Origin of the sequence: Lentzea sp. NPDC058450 (genome assembly GCF_042721395.1) — a bacterium.
Lineage (GTDB): Bacteria > Actinomycetota > Actinomycetes > Mycobacteriales > Pseudonocardiaceae > Lentzea.
Window position 1 is genome coordinate 36,536 of the sequence record NZ_JBHXLO010000048.1, and the last position, 20,466, is coordinate 57,001.

Here is a 20,466-nt window from a genome sequence, read left to right on the forward strand (position 1 = left end):
CCCTATCGGGACTTGGGGTCGAGGGCGTCGCGCACGGCGTCACCGAGCATGACGAAGGCCAGCACGGTGATCGTGACGAAGCCCGCGGGGAACAGCAGCATGTGCGGTGCCGCCTGGAAGTAGTCGCGCGACTCGGAGATCATCACGCCCCACGACACGACCGGCGGACGCAGGCCGATGCCGAGGAACGCGAGCGTCGCCTCGGCGCCGATGAAGGCACCCAGCGCGATCGTCGCGTACACCAGAACGGGCGCCACGGTGTTCGGCAGCAGGTGCCGGAGCACGATCCGCAGCGGCGAGGCGCCGAGACCGCGGGCGGCCTTGACGTAGTCCTGCTGCTTCGCCACGAGCGTCGCCGAACGCATGATGCGCATGGCCACCGGCCACGACAGCACGGCGATCGAGAGCACCACCTGCGTGATGATCTGGAACGCGCCGGGGTTCTCGGTCGGCGCGTTCAGCGTCGTCAGGATGACGATGGCACCGAGCACGAACGGGATGCCCGCGAAGATGTCGCCGAAGCGCGACAGCAGCGAGTCGATCCACGTCTTGGCGTAGCCCGCGAAGATGCCGATGATCGATCCGATGAGGACGGTCAGGATCGTCGCGAACAACCCGACGAGCAGCGACGCGCGGGCGCCGTGCATGGCGCGGGCGTAGACGTCGTAGCCCTGCAGGTCGTAGCCGAACCACGCTTCGCCGGACGGCGCCTGCAGCGACTTGTCGAGGTCCGCGTGGCGCGGGTCGACGGAGGTGAACAGCGTCGGCCAGATCGCCATCAGCACGATGACCGCGATGATCACCAGCGAGATGACGAACGTGGGCTTGCGGCGCAGCTCGCCCCACGCGTCGCTCCAGAGCGAGCGAGGCTTCTTCTGCTTCTGCGACGAGTCGTCGACGTGGCTGAGCTGGTCGACGCCGGCCGCCGCGGAGGCCTCGAGTCCGGTTCCGCCGGACACGGATCCTGGGTCACTCATAGCGAATCCTCGGGTCGAGAACGGCGTACAGGAGGTCGACGAGAAGGCTCATCAGCAGGTACACGAGCACCAGCAACGTCACGATGCCGGTGACCATGACGCCTTCCTTCTCCTGGATGCCGCGGAAGATCAGGCCGCCGATGCCGTTGATGTTGAAGACGCCCTCGGTGACGATCGCGCCGCCCATGAGGCTGCCGAGGTCGGTGCCGAGGAACGTGATCACCGGGATCAGCGAGTTGCGCAGCAGGTGGATGCCGACGACGCGGGACTGCGGCTGGCCCTTGGCGATGGCCGTGCGCACGTAGTCGGCGCGACGGTTCTCGACGATGCTGGTGCGGGTCAACCGGGCCACGTAGGCCATCGAGAGACTGCCGAGCACGAAGCCGGGCAGGATCAGCTCCCCGAACGTCGGATCGGAGCTGACCGAGGTGTCCATGATGTCGAAGCCCTGCGGGCCGAGGTAGAGCCGCAGCACGAAGCCGGTGACGAAGACCGGGAGCGAGATCAGGAACAGCGTCGAGACCAGGACGAGGTTGTCCAGGAAGCCCGACTTGCGCAGGCCGGTGAGGACACCGGCGATGATGCCGATGACGGCTTCGATGATGAGGGCGATGATGCCCATCTTGAGGGTGATCGGCCACGAGGTGGCGATCTGCTCACCGACGGACACGCCGTTGAAGGTGGTGCCGAAGTCACCGACGATCAGGTTGCCCAGGTACTTGAAGTACTGGATGACGAGAGGGTCGTTGAGGTTGAGCTTTTGGCTCATCTCGGCGATGTAGGCCGGATCGCACGGCCGCTGGCCGCACTTGCCCGCGAAGGGGTCCTGCGGGATCGCCCAGACCAGGGCGTAGATCAGAAAAGTGGTCCCCAGGAAGACCGGTATCAGCTGCAGCAGACGGCGCAGCACATAGCGACCCATGAGGTCGGCTCCTTGCGTGGTGGGGGGCGCCCGAAGTCCTGAACACCGCTCCGGCCCCGCGCCCGTAACGCTTGAGGGACGCGGGGCCGGACGGTGTGTTGCTTCAGAACTCAGGTGTTAGGCAATCAGGCCTTGACGCGGAAGGACTCCAGAACGCCCTGACGCTTGAACGACATCTTGGCGTCGAGCAGGTTCTTCGAGCGGCCGCCGATGCCCTTCTCGTTCCAGGTCGGCATGGAGGGCAGGTCCTTGGCGATGATGTCCTCTGCCTGCTGGTAGAGCTTGATCGCCTCGTCCTCGTTCGCCGTCTGGTCGGCCTTCTGCAGCAGGGCGTCGACCTCGGGGTTGGAGTAGTTCGAGTCGTTCGAGGAACCGCCGGTCTTGTACAGCGGGTTCAGGAAGTTCTCGATCGACGGGTAGTCGGCCGACCAGTCCGAACGGCTCATGCCGGTCAGCTGCTTGCCGTCGACGATCTGACGGAACGCACCGAAGTTGGTGGCGCCGACGAACTCGCACTCGACGCCCAGCGCCTGCTTGATGCTGTTGCACGCGGCCTCGAGCGGCTCCTTGCGGCCACCGTCCTGGTTGGACTGGATGGTCAGCTTGCCGGTGAAGCCCGACTCCTGGAACAGCTGCTTGGCCTTCTCCGGGTTGTACTTGCAGTACTCGCCGCAGGTGTCCGCGCGGTAGCCCTTGATGCCGGGCGAGACGAAGCTGGTGGACGGCACGTACGAGCCGGCCAGCACGGTCTTCGTGATCTGCTCCCGGTTGATGGCCATCGAGACGGCCTGGCGCAGCTTCACGTTCTTGAACGCGTCGATGTACTGCGGGAACGCGATCGCGCTCTGGCCGAGCAGGTTCGCGGTCACGACGGCGTCGCCGAGGTCCGCCTTGTACTTCTCGCCGACCTTGGCCGACGGGGGCAGAGCCTCCATGAAGTCCAGCTTGCCCGCGACCAGGTCCTGGTACGCGGTCTCCTGGGAGGAGTAGATCTTGTAGTCAAGGGTCTTGAAGTGGACCTTGTCCTCGCCCTTGTAGTCGTCGAAGCGCTCCATCTTGATCAGCGCGTTCGGCGTGCGGGAGACGAACTTGACCGGGCCGTTGCCGATCGGCTTCGCCTCGGCGGCCTTGGGGTCCGCGAAGAACGAGTCGGCCATCGGCGAGAACGGCGTGTAGCCGATCATCGTGGTGAAGACCGAGGTCGGGCCGTTGAGGGTGACCTTGAACTCGTAGTCACCGACCAGCTCGAGGCCGGACATCTTCTCGGCCGTCGGCTTGGCGTTCTCGTCAGCCGGGTGGACGGCGTCGAAGCCCTGGATCACGGAGAAGAACGACGCGGCCTGCTGCGCGTTCGGCGCGTACGCGGCCCAGTTCCAGGCGTCGACGAAGTTCTTCGCCTTGACCTCGGTGCCGTCGTGGAACTTCCAGCCCTGCTTGATCTTGATGTTGTAGACCTTGGCGTCAGCCGAATCGATCTTGTCCGCCATCAAGTTGTACGGCGCGCCGTCTTCGGCCTTGTAGCCGACCAGCCGCGAGAACAGCGAGTCGGTGACCTTGCCACCGCCGGCCTCGGTCGTGTTGGCCGGGAACAGGGTGCTCTTGGGCTCGGTGCCGTAGATCGACACCGTGCCATCCGGGTTGTCCTTGCCATCGGCAGCGTTCGTGGAACCGCCACCGCCGCCGCATGCGCTGAGCGTCATGGCCAGCGCGGCAGGCAAAGCCACCCACGCAACCCGTGATCGCGACATCAGTCTCTCCCGCCTTTCCCCGGCGCCGCTCCGCAGATATTGCGTGCGCGCGCCTCCCCGGGAGGTCTCGTCCACCTCCCAAAACGTGAGAGGACGTTAACCGGGGCGTCCAGTACATCGCGCACTGAAATCGGTCACAAAATAGTCACGATCACCTCAAGCGCACCTTAATTCGGCGCTAGACCAGCGAAAACGCGATGCCGTCGAGGATGTCGTGCTCGCTGCACACGAGCGTGCGAATACCCGCGCGATTCTCGAGCTCCTCGGCAATCGCGCGCAGCACCACCGCTCCACCGCAGATCACGTCCACTCGGCCGGGATGCATGGGTCCCAACGAGGCACGATCATCATGCGTCATGGAGAGGATACGGTCGGTGATTTCACGAACATTGTCAAGTGTGATGCGGCTGAGGTGAATATCGTCGCTGTTGTACACCTCCAGCCCCTGGACCAGGGCTGACAATGTCGTAACGGTGCCGGCGACCCCGATCCACGTCTTCGTCTTCTCCACCGGAACGACTTCGAAGGCCTCTTTGATCGCGGCCCTCGCAAACGCTTCCGCCTGTTCGATTTCGTCCTTTCCGGGCGGATCCGACTGGATGAAACGCTCCGTCAACCGGACGCATCCGATGTCCATCGACCGCGCGGCCTCGACGTCAGAGCCGGTCCCGAGGACGAACTCGGTGCTGCCACCACCCAGATCGGTGACGAGGAAGGGTCCCTCGTCCGGGTCAAGATCGGCCACCGCTCCGAGGTAGGACAGCCTCGCCTCCTCGTCCCCGGAGATCACCTCCGCCGGCGCACCCAGGATCTGCTCGGTCATGTCAAAGAACTCGTCGCGGTTGCTCGCGTCCCGCGTGGCACTGGTGGCCACCATGCGTGCCGTCTCGACTCCCTTGCGTTGCATCGTGCGCGCGTAGTCGAGCAACGCCTGCCGGGTGCGTTCGATCGCGTCGGGGTGCAACCGCCCGGTCGCGTCGACCCCCTGCCCGAGCCGGACGATCTTCATCTCGCGGTGGACGTCCCGCAGCCACGCGGTCCCGTCCTCCCGCTTGGTGACGTCCGCGATCAGCAACCTGATCGAGTTGGTCCCGCAGTCGATGGCCGCGACCCGCGACATGTGCACCCCTACTGGTCGGTCCGGTACTCCGCGGCAAGCATGGCGTAGACGAAGCTGTCGGCCCACTCACCCTTGAAGAACTCGGCGTGCCGCAGATGCGCCTCCCTGCGCATGCCCAGCCGTTCCATCAACCGCCACGACGCCTCGTTGCGCGCGTCACACTCGGCCACGATCCGATGCAGGCCCATGCTCTGGAAGCCGATCTTGAGCATCGCCCTGGTGGCCTCCAGCGCGTACCCGCAGCCGGTGAAGTCCGGGTTGAACACGTACCCGACCTCGCCCTGCCGGTCGGCCTCGCTCCGCCACCGCAGCACGACGTCCCCGATGACCTTGCCGTCGAGGCAGACCGCGAGCACGAGCCAGTCGCGCTCCTGGTTGAGCTCGCCCATCGCGAGGCTCTTCTCCAGCCGCTGCGCCGTCTCCTCGGGCGTGGCGGGCTCGCTGTACAGATAACGACAGACCTCGGGGCTCGACCGGTACGCGTGCAGGTCGTCGAAGTCCTGTGGCTCGAACGGCCGGAGGACGAGCCGCTCGGTCCTGACCGGGTACTCAGGCCTGAACACGCTCGAACTCCTCCTTCAGCAGGGCGTACACGAAGAGGTCGCCCCACTCCCCCTTGAAGATCTCGAACTCCCGGTAGTGCGCCTCCTTGCGCATGCCGAGCCGCTCCATCAACCGCCACGACGGCTCGTTGCGCGGGTCGCACTCGGCGATGATCCGGTGCAGGCCCAGGTCGGTGAACCCGAGCGCGAGCATCGTCCGCGCCACCTCGGTCGCATAGCCCCTGCCCTGGAAGTCGGGGTGCAGGCTGTACCCGATCGTCCCCTGCGCGTGCTCCTCGCTGCGCCACTTCAACATGGCGTCGCCGATGACCCGTTTCGTCTCGGGGAGCTCGACGGCGACGATCAGCCGTTGCCCCTCCTCGGCCAACTCGGTCTCGGTGATCCGCTTGGCCAGCACGTCCGCGCACTCCTCGCGGGTGGTGGCGTCGTTGTAGAGGTAGCGGTGCACCTCGGGGAGCGCGCGGTAGGCGAAGAAGTCGTCGAGGTCGTCGGCTCGGAACGGCCGCAGCAGCAGTCGTTCCGTCCGGATCGGGAAGTCAGGCTTCAGCACTCCCCCACAGTGCCAAGGAACGCCCGCCGTGCCACCCGATTTAGCTCAGGGCAGGCGATTCACGAGTTGGAGGAAGGCCGTCCACGCCTCGCGCGAGAGCGGGAGATGGGTGGTTGGGGCCTTGCTGTCACGGATGCCCTGCCCATGACCGACCTCGACGCATTCACTGTGGTCGTCGCTGTAGCTGCTCTTGCGCCAGATCGACAAGTGGAACGCCCCCTTGGGCTTCGAGGCTGCTGATGAGTCTCCTCGACTCTTCTGCATCCAGCGCCTCCTTGTCGAGCCGCTTCAACACCTGGTCGTAGTCGTCCAGGCTCTCCTTGTCGTCCAGGAACAAGCCTGTTCGCAGGAACTCGGTCCAGATGACGGGCTGGTACTTGTGGTACTCCAACTTGGTGAACGGACCAGATCCGCCCGCGTGCGCGCCGATCGCCGCCGGCACGACTCTGACCGTGATGTACGGGCGGACCATCATGGTGAGGATGTGGAGCAACTGGGTCTGCATCACCTCTGGACCGCCGACCTGCAACCGGAGCGCGTTCTCGTGGATGTAGAAGAGAAACTCACGACTGCTGTTGAAGATCGCCTGCCTGCCGAGCTTCAATCTGATCAACGTGTCGATGTCTGTCGGGTCGACGCGCGCTGAGCGCTCCAGCTGCGCGCGGATGTAGGCAGTGATCTGGAACAGTCCCGGCACGAACGTCAACGACCACACCGTGATCTTCTTCGCCAGCCGCTCCTGATCGATGAGGGCCTGCAGCGGGATGGGCTGGTCAGGCATGGAGAACAGCAGCCAGCCCCGTTCGCGCGTCTCGCGGTGGAGGGCGACCAGGCGGTTCACTTCGTCGCGCGCGGTGCGGCAGTAGGCGAGCAGCTCGCGGAGTTCGGACTCGTTGACTCCGCCCTTGCCGTTGGCGAGGTCGGAGATCTTGGCTTCCTGCCAGTCCAGCACTTCGGCGAGCATGCGCTGGGTCATGCCGGTCTGCTCGATGGCGTGGCGGACGCCTTCACCGAGTTCCCGGCCCACCACGCTCGAGTTGCGTTTGGGCATGCGGTCGAACCTAGGAGACGGGATCCCCTGCGCCGCAACGTTTCTGCCCGAATCGACCCCGAACGAAGTACGGGTTGGAATCGTTCCAACCCGACACGCCGGGCTAGCTGGGCGTGCTCGTCGCCAAGCTCTGCGACGTCGTCTGGACGGAGCTCGAACCACTGTTGGGCGTGGACGACTGGGAGCCGTTCGGGGTCGTCGACTGCTGCGTCGGGACCGTCGTGGTCGTCGTCGTGGTGGTGGTCGTCGTGGTCGTCGACGTCGTGGTGGTGGTCGTTGTCGTCGTCGTGGTGCAGGTGGACGGCGGCGTCGTCGTGGTCGTGGTGGTCGACGTGGTGGTGCTCGACGTCGTGGACGACGTGGTGCCCGTGGTGGGGGTCGGGCAGGTCGGCGTCGTGGTCGTCGTGGTGGTGGTCGTGGTCGTCGACGTGGGGTTGGTCGTGGTGCTGCCGTTGCCGTTGCCCGGCTGGGTGCCCGGGTCGGGGTTGCCCGGCTGCGGGTTCTGCTGGCCGTTGCCGTTGTCCGGGAGGAGCGGCAGCGTGTCGACGTTCTCGCTGTACGCCTTGGCCCAGTTGAGGACCTTCTGCACGTACGCGTCGTCGTGGTTGTAGCGGAAGACCGCGGCGGCCCGGTCGGCCTGCTTGGTCATGTCGCCGCCGCCCGAGCAGAGGTAGCGGCCGGCGCCCAGGGCGGCGTCGTAGATGTTGTTGGGGTTGACGATGCCGTCGTCGTTCAGGTCGCCGCCGTAGCTCGCCCACGTCGACGGGATGAACTGCATCGGGCCGACCGCGCGGTCCCAGGCGGTGTCGCCGTCGAGGCGGCCGCCGTCGGTGTCGCGGATCGCGGCCATGCCGGGGGCGCCGTTGAGGACCGGGCCGAGGATCTTGGGCGTGGCGTCGCCGACGGCGTTGACGCGGCCGTTGTTGGCGTGGCCGGACTCGATCTTGCCGATGCCCGCGAGCAACGCCCAGTCGAGGTTGCAGCCCGGGACGAGCTCACCGAGCTTGTCCTCCGCGCGCAGGTAGGCCTCGACCATGACGCCGGGGATGTCCTGGATGCCGGCCATGTCGCCGAGGTCGTTGCCGGGGTCGAGGTCGCCGTCGAGGCTGCCGTCCTCGAGGTCGGCGAGCAGTGCGGCGCTCAGCTCCTCGGACAGCGGCAGGCGGCCTGCCGCGCCGAGCTCGGACGGGTCGCGGTGCAACGCTCCGTAGACGTCCGCGGGACCGAGGGTGACGGCGATGTCGTTGTGCTTGGCCAGGTTGACCCAGTCGACCAGCTTGGTGCCGACGATCATGGCGGGGGCGAGCATGGCAGCCAGTGCCGCCACGGCGAAGCCCTTTTGCCTAGGGCTCAACACCGACGGACCGCGCAGTCTGGCCATTGCCACGAATAATCACCTCTCGTGTGTCATCGCGGCTCGCCGTACTGCTCGTTACGGCGAATGCCCCAGTCGGTGACCCGTCCCACCCTGCCTCACTCCGAAGCCTAGGTGTACCCAAGACGGAGTGAAGCGTGTGTTCGGTTCCATTGACCGTTAACTGGCCGAACATTCACCCGCGGGCCACAGTCCCTGCTCGCCCAGGATGGCCAGGGCCTCGTCCCCCATGGGGTTCACGCCGGGGCCCTTGGCGAGGGCGTGCGCGACGTGCACGTGCAGGCACTTGACGCGCACCGGCATGCCACCGGCGGTGACCTGCGTGCCGAGCGACTCGATGGCGTCGCGCTCCGCCAGGTACGCCTCGTGCGCGCGCTGGTAGGCGGCCGCGAGGTCCGCGTCCGTGGCCAGCCGCTCCTGCTGCTCCTTCATCAGCCCGCCGCCTTCGAGCGTGCTGACCAGCGAGTTCAGCTTGGGGCAGGTGAGGTAGTACAGGGTCGGGAACGGTGTCCCGTCGGGCAGCCGCGGGGCGGTCTGCACGACGTTCGGGTGCCCGCTGGGGCACCTCGAAGCGATCGCCCGCGTCCCTCGTGGCGTGCGGCCGAGCTGCTGAGCGACCGTTTCCAGGTCAGCAGCACTTACTTGTGCGTCACCGATTCCCACAGTTCCTCGTACCAAGACCCTTGTGCCGCCTGCTTGCCCGACGGCCTCTCCGTTTCCGTGTTGCGACTCTCGTCACCCGGCAGTTGCACGATGTAGGGCACCTCGCCGGGCCGCACCCAGTGCAGCCGCTTGCGCGCCTCGATCTCGACGTACGCCGGGTCCTGCAGTTCCGCCTTGCGCTTGTCCAGCGCGGCGACCGTCTCACGCAGCTTCTGCTGTTCCGCTCCCACATCGCGCAGCTCGTCGCGTTGCGAGAGGTAGGTCCGCAGCGGGACCGCGATGCTCAACGCCAGTGCGCACAGCACCATCGCGAACATCGCGGCCCGGCGCGTACCGGTCATGCCGAACGCGCCACCCGTGCCCTCACTGCGCCTGCTCGGCGCCTTGGGACGAGGTGGCTTGCGCGCGCGTGCGGGCCGCGCCTCCCGCTCTTCGCGGGGGCGACGGGGACGACGCGCGCGCTCGGCCATGTCCTACAGCCTCTCAGCTCTCCGGCGTGTAGCGCGGGAACGCGAGCTCGCCCGCGTAGCGCGCCGCGTCACCGAGGCTCTCCTCGATGCGCAGGAGCTGGTTGTACTTCGCGGTGCGCTCACCACGCGCCGGCGCACCGGTCTTGATCTGACCGGCACCGGTCGCGACGGCGAGGTCGGCGATGGTCGTGTCCTCGGTCTCGCCCGAGCGGTGCGACATCATCGACTTGTAGCCGTACGACGTGGCCAGCGAGACCGCGTCGAGCGTCTCGGACAGCGTGCCGATCTGGTTGACCTTCACCAGCAGCGCGTTGGCGGCGCGGCGGGAGATGCCCTCCTCCAGGCGCTCCGGGTTCGTGACGAACAGGTCGTCGCCGACGATCTGGACCTTCTCGCCCAGCTCGGCGGTCATCTGCACCCAGCCGTCCCAGTCGTCCTCGGACAGCGGGTCCTCGATGGAGACCATCGGGTAGTCGCGGACGAGCTCGGAGTAGTAGCCGATCATCTGCTCGGCCGACCGCTTGTTGTTCTCGAACGAGTAGGCGCCGTCCGAGAAGAACTCGGTGGCGGCCACGTCGAGCGCGAGCGCGATGTCGCGGCCCGCCCGGTAGCCGGCCTTCTCGATGGCCTCGAGGATGAGGTCGAGCGCGTCGCGGTTGCTGCCGAGGTTCGGCGCGAAACCGCCCTCGTCACCCAGACCCGTCGCGAGGCCCTTGCTCTTCAGCACGGACTTCAGCGAGTGGTAGACCTCGGTGCCCCAGCGCAGGCCCTCGCGGAACGTCTCCGCGCCGATCGGCGCGATCATGAACTCCTGGATGTCCACGTCGGTGTCGGCGTGCGAGCCACCGTTGAGGATGTTCAGCATCGGCACGGGCAGCACGTGCGCGTTGGGGCCGCCGACGTAGCGGAACAGCTCCAGGCCACTGCTCGTGGCCGCCGCCTTCGCGACCGCGAGGCTCACACCGAGGATCGCGTTGGCGCCGAGACGACCCTTGTCCGGCGTGCCGTCGAGGTCGACGAGCTTCTGGTCGACCACGCGCTGCTCGACGGCCTCGATGCCGACCAGCTCGGGCCCGATCTCGTCGAGCACGGCGGTGACCGCGCGCTCGACACCCTTGCCCAGGTACCGCTTGGCGTCGCCGTCCCGCAGCTCCACCGCCTCGTGCTCACCGGTGGACGCACCGGACGGAACCGCGGCGCGCTCCAGCGTGCCGTCGTCCAGAGCCACCTCGACCTCGACGGTGGGGTTGCCGCGAGAGTCCAGGATCTCGCGTGCTCCGACCTGCTCGATGACCGCCACTTGCGCTCCCTGTTTCTGCTGCGTCTCGTCGTCGTGACGAGCCTACTTGGGCCAGGTGACCGGCAGGGGCTCGACACCTTCGGATCACAGTGGAGCGCCCTGGCCTGTCGTCTGAATCGTGCCAGAACGGGTGGGCTCTGCCTATAGGCCCGCGACCAACCCCGCCGCCGTGACCGACAGATGCCGCACCAGCATCGCGACCGCGGCGTCGGCGTCCCGCGCGAGCGCGGCCTCCTCCAACGCCCGGTGCTCCCCGACGTGGTCCCGCTCCCCGTTGCGCTGAGCCGAGAACCGGCGCCCCAGCTCACTGGCGGTCCACAACCGGTCGAACGTCTCCAGCAGCACGGAGTTCCCGCACCCGTCCAGCAACGTCCGGTGGAACACGCGGTGCGCCTCGGACCAGGCGTCGCTGTAGTACTCGCCCTCCCCCTCCACGAACGCCGGCGTCCGCGCGAGACGGTGGTGCGCGGCCCGCACGCGTGCCTCCCACTCCACGTCGCCACGGTCGATCGCCATCCGCAGCAGGACGGGTTCCACGGCCAGGCGGGCCTCCGCGATCTCCTGCCAGCGGCGGTCGGTGAAGGCGGGGACGGCGAAGCCGCGGTTCGGCAGGCGGTCGGCCAGGCCTTCACCCACCAGGCGGACGAGGGTCTCGCGGACGACGGCGAGGCTCACTCCCTGCTCTTTGGCCAGGTCCTGAGGCTTCAAGGGGGCACCCGGAGCGTGGAGACCGTGCATGATCGCGTCCCGCAGCCGGGCGTGGACCTGCTCGGAGAGCATCGACTTCGTCACGGCCGAAGCATAGATGAACCCTCAGATAATCGATTATCTGTGTTATCGTCGATCGCATGAGCAACGACCCGTTCGCCCGCCTCCCCGAGGCCGCGTCCTTCACCGTCACCAGCACCTCGATCACCGACGGCGCCCCGCTGCCGCCCGAGCAACTGTCCGGAAAGGACATCTCGCCCCAGCTGAGCTGGAGCGGGGCACCTGAGGGCACGAGGAGCTACGCCGTCACCGTCTACGACCCCGACGCCCCCACCGGGTCCGGGTTCTGGCACTGGGCGGTCGCCGACATCCCCGCCACGTGCACGGAACTTCCCGAGGGAGCAAGCGGTTCCGGGTTGCCGGAGGGCGCGATCCAGCTGCCCAACGACGCCCGCCTCGCGCAGTTCGTCGGCGCCGCGCCGCCCGCCGGGCACGGCGAGCACCGCTACTTCGTGGTCGTGCACGCCCTCGGCGTCGAGTCGATCGGGGTGCCGGCCGACGGCACGCCCGCGCTGCTCGGGTTCCTGATGTCCGCACACGTCCTCGGGCGCGCGGTGCTCGTCGCGACCGCGGAGACGCCGGTCTAGCGCACCGGCAGGTGCTTCACGCCGTTCTGGAAGTTCGACCGCAGGCGGCTGACCTCGCCGTCGAGCTCCAGCGGCCGCGGCAGGTCCAGGACGGCGTCGAAGATCGCCCGCAGCTGCGTCCGCGCCAGTTGCGCGCCCAGGCAGAAGTGCGGTCCGTGCCCGAAGCTCAGGTGGTCGGCCTCGCGCCGGCCGACGTCGAACCGATGCGGGTCCGTGAACACCCGCTCGTCACGGTTGGCCGACGAGAACCAGACGACGACCTTGTCCCCCGCCCTGATCTCCGTGCCGGACAACGAGGTGTCGCGCACGCAGGTCCGGCGGAAGTGCATCACCGGGGTCCACCAGCGCAACATCTCTTCCACCGCAAGGGGAAGCAGCGACCGGTCGGCGCGCAGGCGCTCGTACTCGTCCGGGTGCGAGAGCAGCGCGATCAGGCCGCCGGGGATGCCGTTGCGGAGGGTTTCGTTGCCCGCCACGGAGAAGAGCCAGAAGAGGTTCTCGAACTCCTCCAGCGACAGGTCCTCCCGCATGAGGTTGCTGACCACGTCGTCGGCCGGATGGGAGCGTTTGTGGTCACCCAGCGCGTGCGCGTAGGCGTACAGATCAGGCATGCCGTCGCGTGCGCGCGGGTCGCGGCCGTCGTCGGGGCGCAGTTCCAGGGCCTGCAACGCCATGTCGGTCATGCCCGCCGTGGAGCTGGAGGACAGGGCGTATTCGGGGTCCTCGTGGCCGATCACGCGGTTGCTCCAGTCGTAGAGGAGCGCGCGGTCCTGGCGGGGGACGCCGAAGATGTCGGCCAGGGTCAGCAACGGCAGGTCGGCCACGTCCGCGGCGAAGTCGCCGGTCAGAGCGGACACGATCGCGCGGGCGTTGTCCCGGATCCGGGATTCCAGCAGGGCCACCGCCCGCGGGGTGAAGGCCTGGGTGAGCATGCGGCGCAGCCGGGTGTGACCGGGCGGGTCCTGGTTGAGCATCATGCGCTGGACGTAGGCCAGGTCGGACGGCCGCGGGTCGCGGATCTGGGTGGCGCCGCGGTGCGAGGAGAAGACGGACGGGCTGCGCAGGACCGTGCGGACGTCCTCGTGGCGGAGGACGGCCCAGAAGTCGGCCACGCGGACCACGTTCTTCTCACGCAGGCGGGTTAGTGCGTCATGCGGTACGCCCGAGGTATACGTGTCTGGGTCGAGGATCAGCTCGGCATCGGTCCGCATAGAACGGGATTCTGACGTGCTTCATGTCGAACGTGGTGGAAACGGGCCGTTGCTGGTGCTGCTGCACGGGCTGGGAGCCACGAGCGAGGTGTGGCAGGAGGTCGCGGACCAGTGGCCCGGCAGCTGGATCGCCCCCGATCTGCCTGGTCACGGCCGCAGCTCGCGGTTGCAGCGGTACACGTTCGGCGCGCTGGCCGCGGCCGTCGCCGAGGAGATCCCGCAGGAGCCCGTCACGGTCGTCGGCCACTCGCTGGGCGGCGTGGTGGGGCTGGCGCTGGCCAGCGGGTGGTTCGGGGTCGAGGTGACCACGGCGGTCGGCGTCGGGATCAAGGTGCAGTGGACCGACGAGGAGCTGGCCAAGGCGGCGGCTCTCGCGGCCAGGCCCGGCAAGGTGTTCGCGACAGCGGAAGAAGCGACCGAGCGGGCGTCGAAGATGGCGGGCGCGACGCTCCGGCACGGGGTGTCCGAAGTGGACGGTGGGTGGGCGCCTTCGCTCGACATGCGGGCGTTCGGCGTGGGCCGGCCGGACATGGCCGGGCTGATCATGGCCGCGCAGGCCCACGTCGTGCTGGCGGCCGGGGAGAACGACCCGATGAGCCCCCAGGAGCACCTGAAGGAGCTGGTGCCCGAGCCGGTGATCTTCCCCGGCGCGGGCCACAACGCGCACGTCGAGTCGCCCTCGGCCGTCGCCGCCCTGCTCGCTCAGCTCGCGACGTAGCCGCCGTCCGCGGTGATCACCGAGCCCGTGATGAAGCTGGCCCGGTCGGTCGCCAGGAACAGCACGGCCTCGGCGATCTCCTCCGGCTGGCCCACGCGCTGCAACGGCAGGTCCTTCGCGATCGCGTCGAACACCTCGCCGGCCTCCGCCAGCGCCTTGTCGGTGGCGACCGGGCCGGGTGCCACGGAGTTCACCCGCACGCCGGCGGCCCCGAACTCGGTGGCCCACGAGCGGGTCAGCGCGTCCATCGCGGCCTTGGAGGCGTTGTAGACGGACCCGACCGGGGTGCCGACGACGGCCGCGATCGACGAGACGTTGACGATCGACCCCTTGCCCCGCGCGACCATCGCCGGGGCGAGGGCGGCGGTGAGGAAGTAGGTGCCGCGCACGTTCACGTCGAACACCTGCTGGTAGGTGTCGACGGACTGGTCGGCGGTCGGCGAGAACGGGAAGATGCCCGCGTTGTTGACGAGCACGTCGACCTCGCCCACCTCCTCGGCGAGCTTGCGGACGTCGGCGACACTGGCAACGTCCGAGACGATGAAGTGACCGGTGCCGCCGGCTGCCTCGATGAGCGCGACGGTCTCCTTGCCGAGCTCGGCGCGGCGGCCGCTCACGTAGACGGTGGCGCCGGCCTCGGCGAGCTTGACCGCGATCGCGCGGCCGATGCCCGAGGTGGCTCCGGTGACGAGTGCCTTCTTGCCTGCGAGTTCCTTGGTTGACATGTCTCCTAACGTGGCCGAGCCATGTCGTCGCGCCATAAATTCCGGATGAATCAGCTGGTCAGCGCCGGTACGCGCCAGCCGAAGTACATCCGGACGAAGTGCGGCAGCCGGTACCGGCCGAGCACCAGCGGTTCGATCAGGTGCACGTCGGCGAGCGCCTCCAGCAGGAACTCGATCGCACCGGGATCGCCACCGGACATCTCCGCGGCCTCGCACACGTCGATCACGTCCGCGTCGCGCCGGGAGAAGCACTGCAACAGGTGCCGTTCCTGGTCGGTGAGCTGGGCGGCGGCCTTGATCATCGGCGCGAGCACGGCCCGGCAGTCGGACGGGATGGCGTCGCCGAGCGTCGTCTCCCGTTCCATCTGCGCCAGCAGCATCGCGACCGTCCAATGAGGACGACCGGCGAGCTTGCCGCCGAGCACCCGGATGGGGTTCGGCAGGTAGGAGATCCTCTTCAGCACCACATCGGTCACGTCGGCCTCGGCGTCGGCCCGTGCCGGGTCGAGCACCTGGCGGAAGAGCTGGTTCGCCTCGGCCTCGGTCAGCCCCGCGATCTTGAGCCAGTGCACGCCCGGCAGCTCGTTCCACCGCCGCACGCTGGTGAGGATCAAGGCGGACCCCGGCGTGTGCAGGTCCGCGATCTGCGCCGGATCACGCACGTCGTCCACGACGACCAGGAACCGCCTGCCGCGCGCCTTCTCCCGCCACAGCGCGGCCTTGTCGCCGGCGGGGTTCTCGACGCCGACCGCCCGCAGCAGCGCGCCCGCCACGTCGTCGCCCCCGACGAAGAGGTGCCCGTCGGGGTAGTGGCGCTTCGCGAGATGCGCGACGTGCAACGCCAACGCCGTCTTGCCGCTGCCGTGCATGCCGGTGATGCCGACGGTCTGCGGCAGGGCGCGCAACGCCTGCGCGACCTCGGCGGTGCGGCCGGTGAAGTCGGGCAACGCGGGCGGCAGCTGTTCGAGCCGCCGGGAGAGCAGCACATCGCCCTTCAGGATCCGGGCGTGCGTCGCGCGGAGGTCGGGACCCGGTTCGAGGCCGAGCTGCTCGTTCAGCAGCGACCGCACCTCGTGGAACTGCTCCAACGCCTCGGCCTGCCTGCCGTCGCGGTAGAGGGCCTGCATCAGCAGGGCACGCGGCCGTTCCCGCAACGGGAAGGCGGCGACGTGCTTCTGCAGGTCGAGGACGTCCAGCTCGCGTTCGAGCAACGCCTCCCGGCACTGCAGCCGCTCGTTGGCGATCCTGACCCGCTGCGCCTCGAAGTACGTGCTGCTCAGGCCTTCGAACGGCTCGCCGCGGCAGTCGTCGAACAGCTCGGCGTGGAGCGTGTAGCCGCCGTCCTTCGACTTCAGGTCCAGCTCGGGGATCGCCTTGCGGAGCTTGTACATGTAGGTCCGCAGCGCCATCACCGCGCTCGGCCTCGGGTCGTCCCAGACCATGCCGATCAGCTGGTCGTTGCTCAGCCGGACGCCGTTGTTCAGCAGCAACGCCGCCAGCACCGCCCGCTGTTGCCGCGGGCCCAGGTCGATCTCCTCGTCGTCGCGCCAGCCTCGTACCGGACCCATCAGTGAGAAGCGCAGGCTCATACAACGAGTCAACGCCCGTGCGCGTTCCGCGCATGCCCGGTCGAGACGAGTATTATGAACGTAGGCTAAGAACCTACGGAGATCGTATGAGTGACCGGGTCACCATCCCGACCAAGCTCACCAGGAGAGCCAACAAGGTAGTGCGCCCCAGGGACGCGGCGGACGTGTACGCCCATCCCCGCAGCGAGTTCGAGCGGTTGCTGGACCAAGCCGTGCTCAGCCACATCAGCACCGGCTACTACGCGATCGCCCCGATGGAGCGGCTCGGAGATCCGCGCTGGCGCCCGGATCTCGCGGCTGCGGCGCTCGGCGTGGGCCAGGCCGACTACGGAAGAGACGCCGTGGCACTGATGGGCATCACTGCGGCACGCCGCCACGGCGCGCTCCCCAGGGCCACCGGCACCGCGGTCGTCGCCGTGCCCAAACAGCGGCCCGTTCTGCACACGAACGTGGGTGTCGTGGTGTTCGTGAAGCGCGACGTGAGCCGTCTGGACCTGGAACGCGTCGAAACCGAACTGACCGCCGGATGGATGACCACCCCCGAGCAGACCGCGCTCGACATCGCCGCTCGACCCAAGCTCGGTGGTATCGCGGAAAGTGACGCCTGGTCGATCTTGCGGGCGCTCGCCCGAAAGATCGACTGGACCGTTGTCGAGGAGCTCGCACGTGACCAGCACAGGCCGGGAGCACTGGCACGGATGAAGGAGGTCGCGGTTGCTTGACCAGGACGAACTCTTCGCGGTCGCCGACACGTTCGGCGTCGCGGAGGATCAGGTCAGGCGAGACCACCTGATCAGCCACGTCCCTCTGGGCGCCTGATCACCCTGCGGTCGCAGTCGCACTCGACGAACAAACTTCCACGAGCCCTGCGCCGCAAGTCCCGGGCACGAGGCGGGATCCTCCGCTGCCGGCCGCGAGAACCGCTGTCGGGCAAGGCGTTCTCGTCACCACGACAGATCTCCGGGTCCGAACCCAACTGCTCGATCACGAGGACTGGGCGCTCTGGACAAGCGAAACAGCCAGCGTTCGCGGCGATGAAGACCCTCGCCTGGGCGGACCGGCACGCCGCACGAGACCTCTACGACCTCGCACGTCTCGCTGAACTGCCTTCAGGTGGTGCGCTCGGCCTACGGGAAAGCGCTCGGCTGGTAGTCGCGCTCACGGACTGGTGGGCAACGGGCGCGGCTCGATCACCTGCTTCATCACGATCGTCGACGTCAGCCCCCGCACGCCCGGCAACTTCGCGAGCGTCTCCTCGTACAACCGCTGGTACGACGCGAGGTCCGCGGTGACGACGCGCAGCAGGTAGTCGGGGCTGCCGAACAACCGTTGCGCCTCCACGACGTTCGGCACGTCGACCAGTGCGCGGTCGAACTCGGCCATCGTGTCGAGGCGGAGCTTGGCGAACACCAGCGCCTCGAAGCCGAACCCGAGCGCGGCCGCGTCCACCACCGCGCGGTAGCCGTGGATCACGCCCTCGCGTTCGAGGTCGCGCAGGCGGCGCTGGCAGCGGGAGACGCTGAGCTGCACGCGCTGGGCCAGGTCGGTGACGGTGATCCGCCCGTCGCGCTGCAGTTCGGCAAGAATCTTGCGGTCCACGGCGTCCATGAGCAAAGAACGCAAACACCTTGCCGCCGAGTTCCCCTAGCTTTTGCCCCATGAGCAGCGCGAATCCGTTACGTCAGCTGACCCTGGACCAACTGAGGCGCCGCACGAGCGTGAAGTGGCGCGAATACCCCGCGGACGTGCTGCCCGTCTGGGTGGCCGAGATGGACGTCCTGCTCGCCGAACCGGTCTCGAAGGCGATCACCGATGCCGTGCACCGAGGTGACACCGGCTACCCCAGCGGGACCGCGTACGCCGAGGCACTCGCCGGGTTCGCCGCGGACCGCTGGGGCTGGACGCCTGCCGTCGAGCGCACGGCGATCGTGCCGGACGTGATGCTGGGCGTGGTCGAGATGCTCCGGCTGGTCTCGCACCGGGACGCGCCCGTCGTCGTCAACAGCCCGGTCTACCCGCCGTTCTACCAGTTCGTGGAGTCGCTGGGGCGCAAGGTGATCGAGGCTCCGCTGACCGAGGGGCGACTCGACTTCGGCACGCTGCGGGCGGCGTTCGAACGGGCTGGGAAGGGCGCCGTCCACCTGCTGTGCAACCCGCACAACCCCACCGGAACCGTGCACTCCGCCGACGAACTGCGCGAGGTCACGCGGTTGGCGCGGGAGCACGGCATCCGCGTGGTGGCGGACGAGATCCACGCGCCGCTGACGACCGGCGGGTTCGTGCCCTACCTCAGCGTCGCGGACGACGGGCTGTCGCTGATGTCCGCGTCGAAGGCCTGGAACCTCGCCGGGCTCAAGGCCGCGCTCGCCCTCGCCGGGCCCGGTTCGGCCGACGACCTCGCTCGGTTGCCGGAGGAGGTGGGGCACGGGCCGAGTCACCTCGGCGTGCTCGCCCACACCGCGGCGTTCTCCCAGTCCGTCACCTGGTTGGACGCGCTGTTGGAGGGGCTCCAGGAGAACCGGCTGCTGCTGGCGGGCCTGCTCGCCGAGCACCTCCCGGCCGTCCGGTACACGCCGGCCGAGGGCACCTACCTCGCGTGGCTCGACTGCCGCGACCTCGGCCTCGGCGACAGCCCCGCGAGGACGTTCCTCAAGGAGGGCAGGGTCGCGGTGAACTGCGGGGTCCCGTTCGGCACGGGCGGTGCCGGGTTCGTCCGGATGAACCTCGCGACGTCGCCGGAGATCATCACCGAGGCCGTGCGCAGGATGGCGCAAGCCTGCGACAAAGCCTCGCTCTAGCACCTGAGGCCTGGTACGGCTGGAGTCCGTGCGGATCAAACCGGGCTTCGCGGCGGTGACGGTGCTGGTCTGGGCGTCCGGCTACCCGGTCGGCGCCCTCGCGGTGGCCGTCGCGCCGCCGTTCCTGATGACCACGATCCGGTTCGCGATCGCCGCCGCGCTGATGGCGGTCCTAGCCCTGATGACCAGCGCGAGCTGGCCGCGCGGACGTCAGCTCGTGCACGCCGGTGCTCACGGCCGTCATCGCCGCGTGGGTGTTCCGCGTCCGAATTGGACTCCGGCAGGTCGCCGGGCTGGTCCTCGGCGTCGCGGCGGTGCTGGCGGCGCTCTGGGACCGGCTGGGGTCGTTCGGGACCGGAGCGCTGTTCACCGTGCTCGGCATGCTCGGGTTCGTCGCGGGTGGCGTGTACCAGCAGAGGTTCTGCCGGGACACGGACTTCCGGTCCGGCAACGCCGTGTCGGTGCCGGTCGTGGGGCTGCTGGCGGTGACCGAGACGTCCCCGGTGACCGACTGGCGGCAGTTCTGGCTGACCGTCACGTTCCTGGTGCTGGTCAACTCGATGGGCGGCGCGTCGTTGTTCCTGGTCGGCGTCCGCACGGGCGGCGCGGCGGCGATGACCACGCTGTCCTCTGTGGTCCCGTCCGTCACGGCGGTGATCGCGTGGCCGTTGCTCGGGCAGGTCCCGACGGGCGGGGTGCTCGCGGGTCTCGTGCTCGGTTTCGGAGCGTGCCGGCTCGGGGCGGTCGCCCGTTCAGGTCCTGTCGCCCGGACGGCAGTCGAAGAACCGGCAGGCGGTAGGTAACGTTGATCGAATGACGGACGGCACCTTCGAAGCGTTTCGGAAGGCCGAGGCGTTGATGGCGCAGCGCAGGCCTCTCGACGCGCTGCGCGAACTGAGGCAGGTGCTGGACGAGGCCGGCGAGGCGCCGTCCGTGCAGCTGCTGGCCGGCCGGGCCTACCTCGGATCGGCGCAGCTCAACAGGGCTGAAGAGGCGTTCCGCAAGGTGCTCGACCTCGATCCGAGCGATCACTACGCGCGGTTCGCGCTCGGCAAGACGTTGCAACGGCAGTTGCGCCTCCCCGAGGCGCTCGCCCAGCTCCGGATGGCGGTCGCGATGCACCCGTCACCGGAGTACCAGGAAGCGCTCGGAGAGGTCAAAGCCCGGCTGGCCCTGGGGAACTAGCCGAAGAGCGTGTCTCCCCAGTACCCGCCTTCCTTCACACCGGGCGGGACCGCGAAGTGCCCGGAGCCGGTGTGCTCCACGTACTCCATCATGTCGTCCTTTGTGGACAGCGCCTGCTGCATCGGCACGAACTGCGTGCGCGAGTC

General features: G+C 68.4%; 23 protein-coding genes and 1 pseudogene. 6 read left to right on the forward strand and 18 right to left on the reverse strand.

What is annotated here, in order from left to right; genetic code table 11:
• Positions 1–2: 2 nt before the first annotated feature.
• From ACFWNN_RS42860 to ACFWNN_RS42920, 13 genes are all read right to left on the reverse strand, one after another.
• On the reverse strand, positions 3–977 hold the full coding sequence (locus ACFWNN_RS42860) for an ABC transporter permease (RefSeq protein WP_382445730.1): 975 nt from the start codon (positions 975–977) through the stop codon (positions 3–5).
• Positions 970–1,899 carry an ABC transporter permease gene (locus ACFWNN_RS42865; protein WP_382445731.1) on the reverse strand — a complete coding sequence of 310 codons (930 nt, stop codon included), beginning with the start codon at positions 1,897–1,899 and terminating at the stop codon, positions 970–972. The genes ACFWNN_RS42860 and ACFWNN_RS42865 overlap by 8 nt, the downstream gene beginning before the upstream one ends.
• Positions 1,900–2,024: 125 nt before the next feature.
• Complete coding sequence (locus tag ACFWNN_RS42870; protein WP_382445732.1) at positions 2,025–3,647, reverse strand: ABC transporter substrate-binding protein; 1,623 nt, start codon at positions 3,645–3,647, stop codon at positions 2,025–2,027.
• Between the two features lie 178 nt (positions 3,648–3,825).
• Positions 3,826–4,767 carry an exopolyphosphatase gene (locus tag ACFWNN_RS42875; RefSeq protein WP_382445733.1) on the reverse strand — a complete coding sequence of 314 codons (942 nt, stop codon included), beginning with the start codon at positions 4,765–4,767 and terminating at the stop codon, positions 3,826–3,828.
• 8 nt (positions 4,768–4,775) lie between these two features.
• A complete protein-coding gene (locus ACFWNN_RS42880; protein ID WP_382445734.1) occupies positions 4,776–5,330 on the reverse strand; it encodes a GNAT family N-acetyltransferase in 555 nt (184 codons plus the stop codon).
• Positions 5,317–5,880, reverse strand: coding sequence for a GNAT family N-acetyltransferase (locus ACFWNN_RS42885; RefSeq protein ID WP_382445735.1), 564 nt, complete (start codon positions 5,878–5,880; stop codon positions 5,317–5,319). Before ACFWNN_RS42885 ends, ACFWNN_RS42880 begins: the two co-directional genes overlap by 14 nt.
• Positions 5,881–5,925: 45 nt before the next feature.
• A complete protein-coding gene (locus tag ACFWNN_RS42890; RefSeq protein ID WP_382445736.1) occupies positions 5,926–6,144 on the reverse strand; it encodes a DUF397 domain-containing protein in 219 nt (72 codons plus the stop codon).
• Complete coding sequence (locus tag ACFWNN_RS42895; RefSeq protein WP_382445737.1) at positions 6,044–6,931, reverse strand: helix-turn-helix domain-containing protein; 888 nt, start codon at positions 6,929–6,931, stop codon at positions 6,044–6,046. The genes ACFWNN_RS42890 and ACFWNN_RS42895 overlap by 101 nt, the downstream gene beginning before the upstream one ends.
• Before the next feature lie 103 nt (positions 6,932–7,034).
• Entirely contained in the window at positions 7,035–8,312 is a 1,278-nt protein-coding gene (locus ACFWNN_RS42900; RefSeq protein ID WP_382445753.1) for a lytic transglycosylase domain-containing protein, read from the reverse strand.
• A gap of 153 nt (positions 8,313–8,465) precedes the next feature.
• Entirely contained in the window at positions 8,466–8,963 is a 498-nt protein-coding gene (locus tag ACFWNN_RS42905; protein WP_191305776.1) for a DUF501 domain-containing protein, read from the reverse strand.
• Complete coding sequence (locus tag ACFWNN_RS42910) at positions 8,945–9,439, reverse strand: septum formation initiator family protein (RefSeq protein ID WP_382445738.1); 495 nt, start codon at positions 9,437–9,439, stop codon at positions 8,945–8,947. The genes ACFWNN_RS42905 and ACFWNN_RS42910 overlap by 19 nt, the downstream gene beginning before the upstream one ends.
• A 13-nt stretch (positions 9,440–9,452) precedes the next feature.
• Positions 9,453–10,739, reverse strand: a complete 1,287-nt coding sequence (gene eno / locus ACFWNN_RS42915; protein ID WP_382445739.1) for a phosphopyruvate hydratase — start codon at positions 10,737–10,739, stop codon at positions 9,453–9,455.
• Between the two features lie 141 nt (positions 10,740–10,880).
• Entirely contained in the window at positions 10,881–11,519 is a 639-nt protein-coding gene (locus tag ACFWNN_RS42920) for a GntR family transcriptional regulator (RefSeq protein ID WP_382445754.1), read from the reverse strand.
• A gap of 68 nt (positions 11,520–11,587) precedes the next feature.
• Here ACFWNN_RS42920 and ACFWNN_RS42925 point away from each other — a divergent pair, with 68 nt between their 5' ends.
• Entirely contained in the window at positions 11,588–12,094 is a 507-nt protein-coding gene (locus ACFWNN_RS42925) for a YbhB/YbcL family Raf kinase inhibitor-like protein (RefSeq protein WP_382445740.1), read from the forward strand.
• Here the strand turns inward: ACFWNN_RS42925 and ACFWNN_RS42930 are convergent.
• Entirely contained in the window at positions 12,091–13,305 is a 1,215-nt protein-coding gene (locus ACFWNN_RS42930; protein ID WP_382445741.1) for a cytochrome P450, read from the reverse strand. The two genes, ACFWNN_RS42925 and ACFWNN_RS42930, sit on opposite strands and share 4 nt — an antisense overlap.
• A 16-nt stretch (positions 13,306–13,321) precedes the next feature.
• Between ACFWNN_RS42930 and ACFWNN_RS42935 the strand changes: the two genes are divergently transcribed.
• The gene (locus tag ACFWNN_RS42935; protein ID WP_382445742.1) at positions 13,322–14,023 is read left to right on the forward strand and encodes an alpha/beta fold hydrolase; all 702 of its coding nucleotides are present in this window, start codon (positions 13,322–13,324) and stop codon (positions 14,021–14,023) included.
• On the opposite strand, the gene ACFWNN_RS42940 is transcribed toward ACFWNN_RS42935, so the two are convergent.
• Entirely contained in the window at positions 14,008–14,748 is a 741-nt protein-coding gene (locus tag ACFWNN_RS42940) for an SDR family NAD(P)-dependent oxidoreductase (RefSeq protein ID WP_382445743.1), read from the reverse strand. The two genes, ACFWNN_RS42935 and ACFWNN_RS42940, sit on opposite strands and share 16 nt — an antisense overlap.
• A 50-nt stretch (positions 14,749–14,798) precedes the next feature.
• On the reverse strand, positions 14,799–16,337 hold the full coding sequence (locus ACFWNN_RS42945; RefSeq protein WP_382445744.1) for a BTAD domain-containing putative transcriptional regulator: 1,539 nt from the start codon (positions 16,335–16,337) through the stop codon (positions 14,799–14,801).
• An 86-nt stretch (positions 16,338–16,423) separates the two neighbouring features.
• Here ACFWNN_RS42945 and ACFWNN_RS42950 point away from each other — a divergent pair, with 86 nt between their 5' ends.
• A complete protein-coding gene (locus ACFWNN_RS42950) occupies positions 16,424–17,059 on the forward strand; it encodes a type IV toxin-antitoxin system AbiEi family antitoxin (RefSeq protein WP_382445745.1) in 636 nt (211 codons plus the stop codon).
• 436 nt (positions 17,060–17,495) lie between these two features.
• On the opposite strand, the gene ACFWNN_RS42955 is transcribed toward ACFWNN_RS42950, so the two are convergent.
• Positions 17,496–17,945, reverse strand: a complete 450-nt coding sequence (locus ACFWNN_RS42955; RefSeq protein WP_382445746.1) for an Lrp/AsnC family transcriptional regulator — start codon at positions 17,943–17,945, stop codon at positions 17,496–17,498.
• A gap of 50 nt (positions 17,946–17,995) precedes the next feature.
• On the opposite strand from ACFWNN_RS42955, the gene ACFWNN_RS42960 reads away from it, so the two are divergent.
• The 3 genes from ACFWNN_RS42960 to ACFWNN_RS42970 all read left to right on the forward strand — a co-directional run bounded on the left by ACFWNN_RS42960 (position 17,996) and on the right by ACFWNN_RS42970 (position 20,320).
• Complete coding sequence (locus ACFWNN_RS42960) at positions 17,996–19,135, forward strand: MalY/PatB family protein (protein WP_382445747.1); 1,140 nt, start codon at positions 17,996–17,998, stop codon at positions 19,133–19,135.
• A gap of 227 nt (positions 19,136–19,362) precedes the next feature.
• Positions 19,363–19,938, forward strand: coding sequence for an EamA family transporter (locus tag ACFWNN_RS42965; RefSeq protein WP_382445748.1), 576 nt, complete (start codon positions 19,363–19,365; stop codon positions 19,936–19,938).
• Positions 19,939–19,948: 10 nt separating this feature from the next.
• Positions 19,949–20,320 (forward strand): tetratricopeptide repeat protein, encoded by a 372-nt coding sequence (locus tag ACFWNN_RS42970; RefSeq protein ID WP_382445749.1) that lies wholly within the window; start codon positions 19,949–19,951, stop codon positions 20,318–20,320.
• Here the strand turns inward: ACFWNN_RS42970 and ACFWNN_RS42975 are convergent.
• Positions 20,317–20,466, reverse strand: a pseudogene (locus tag ACFWNN_RS42975) (deferrochelatase/peroxidase EfeB); the annotation flags it as partial. The gene ACFWNN_RS42970 and the pseudogene ACFWNN_RS42975 sit on opposite strands and share 4 nt — an antisense overlap.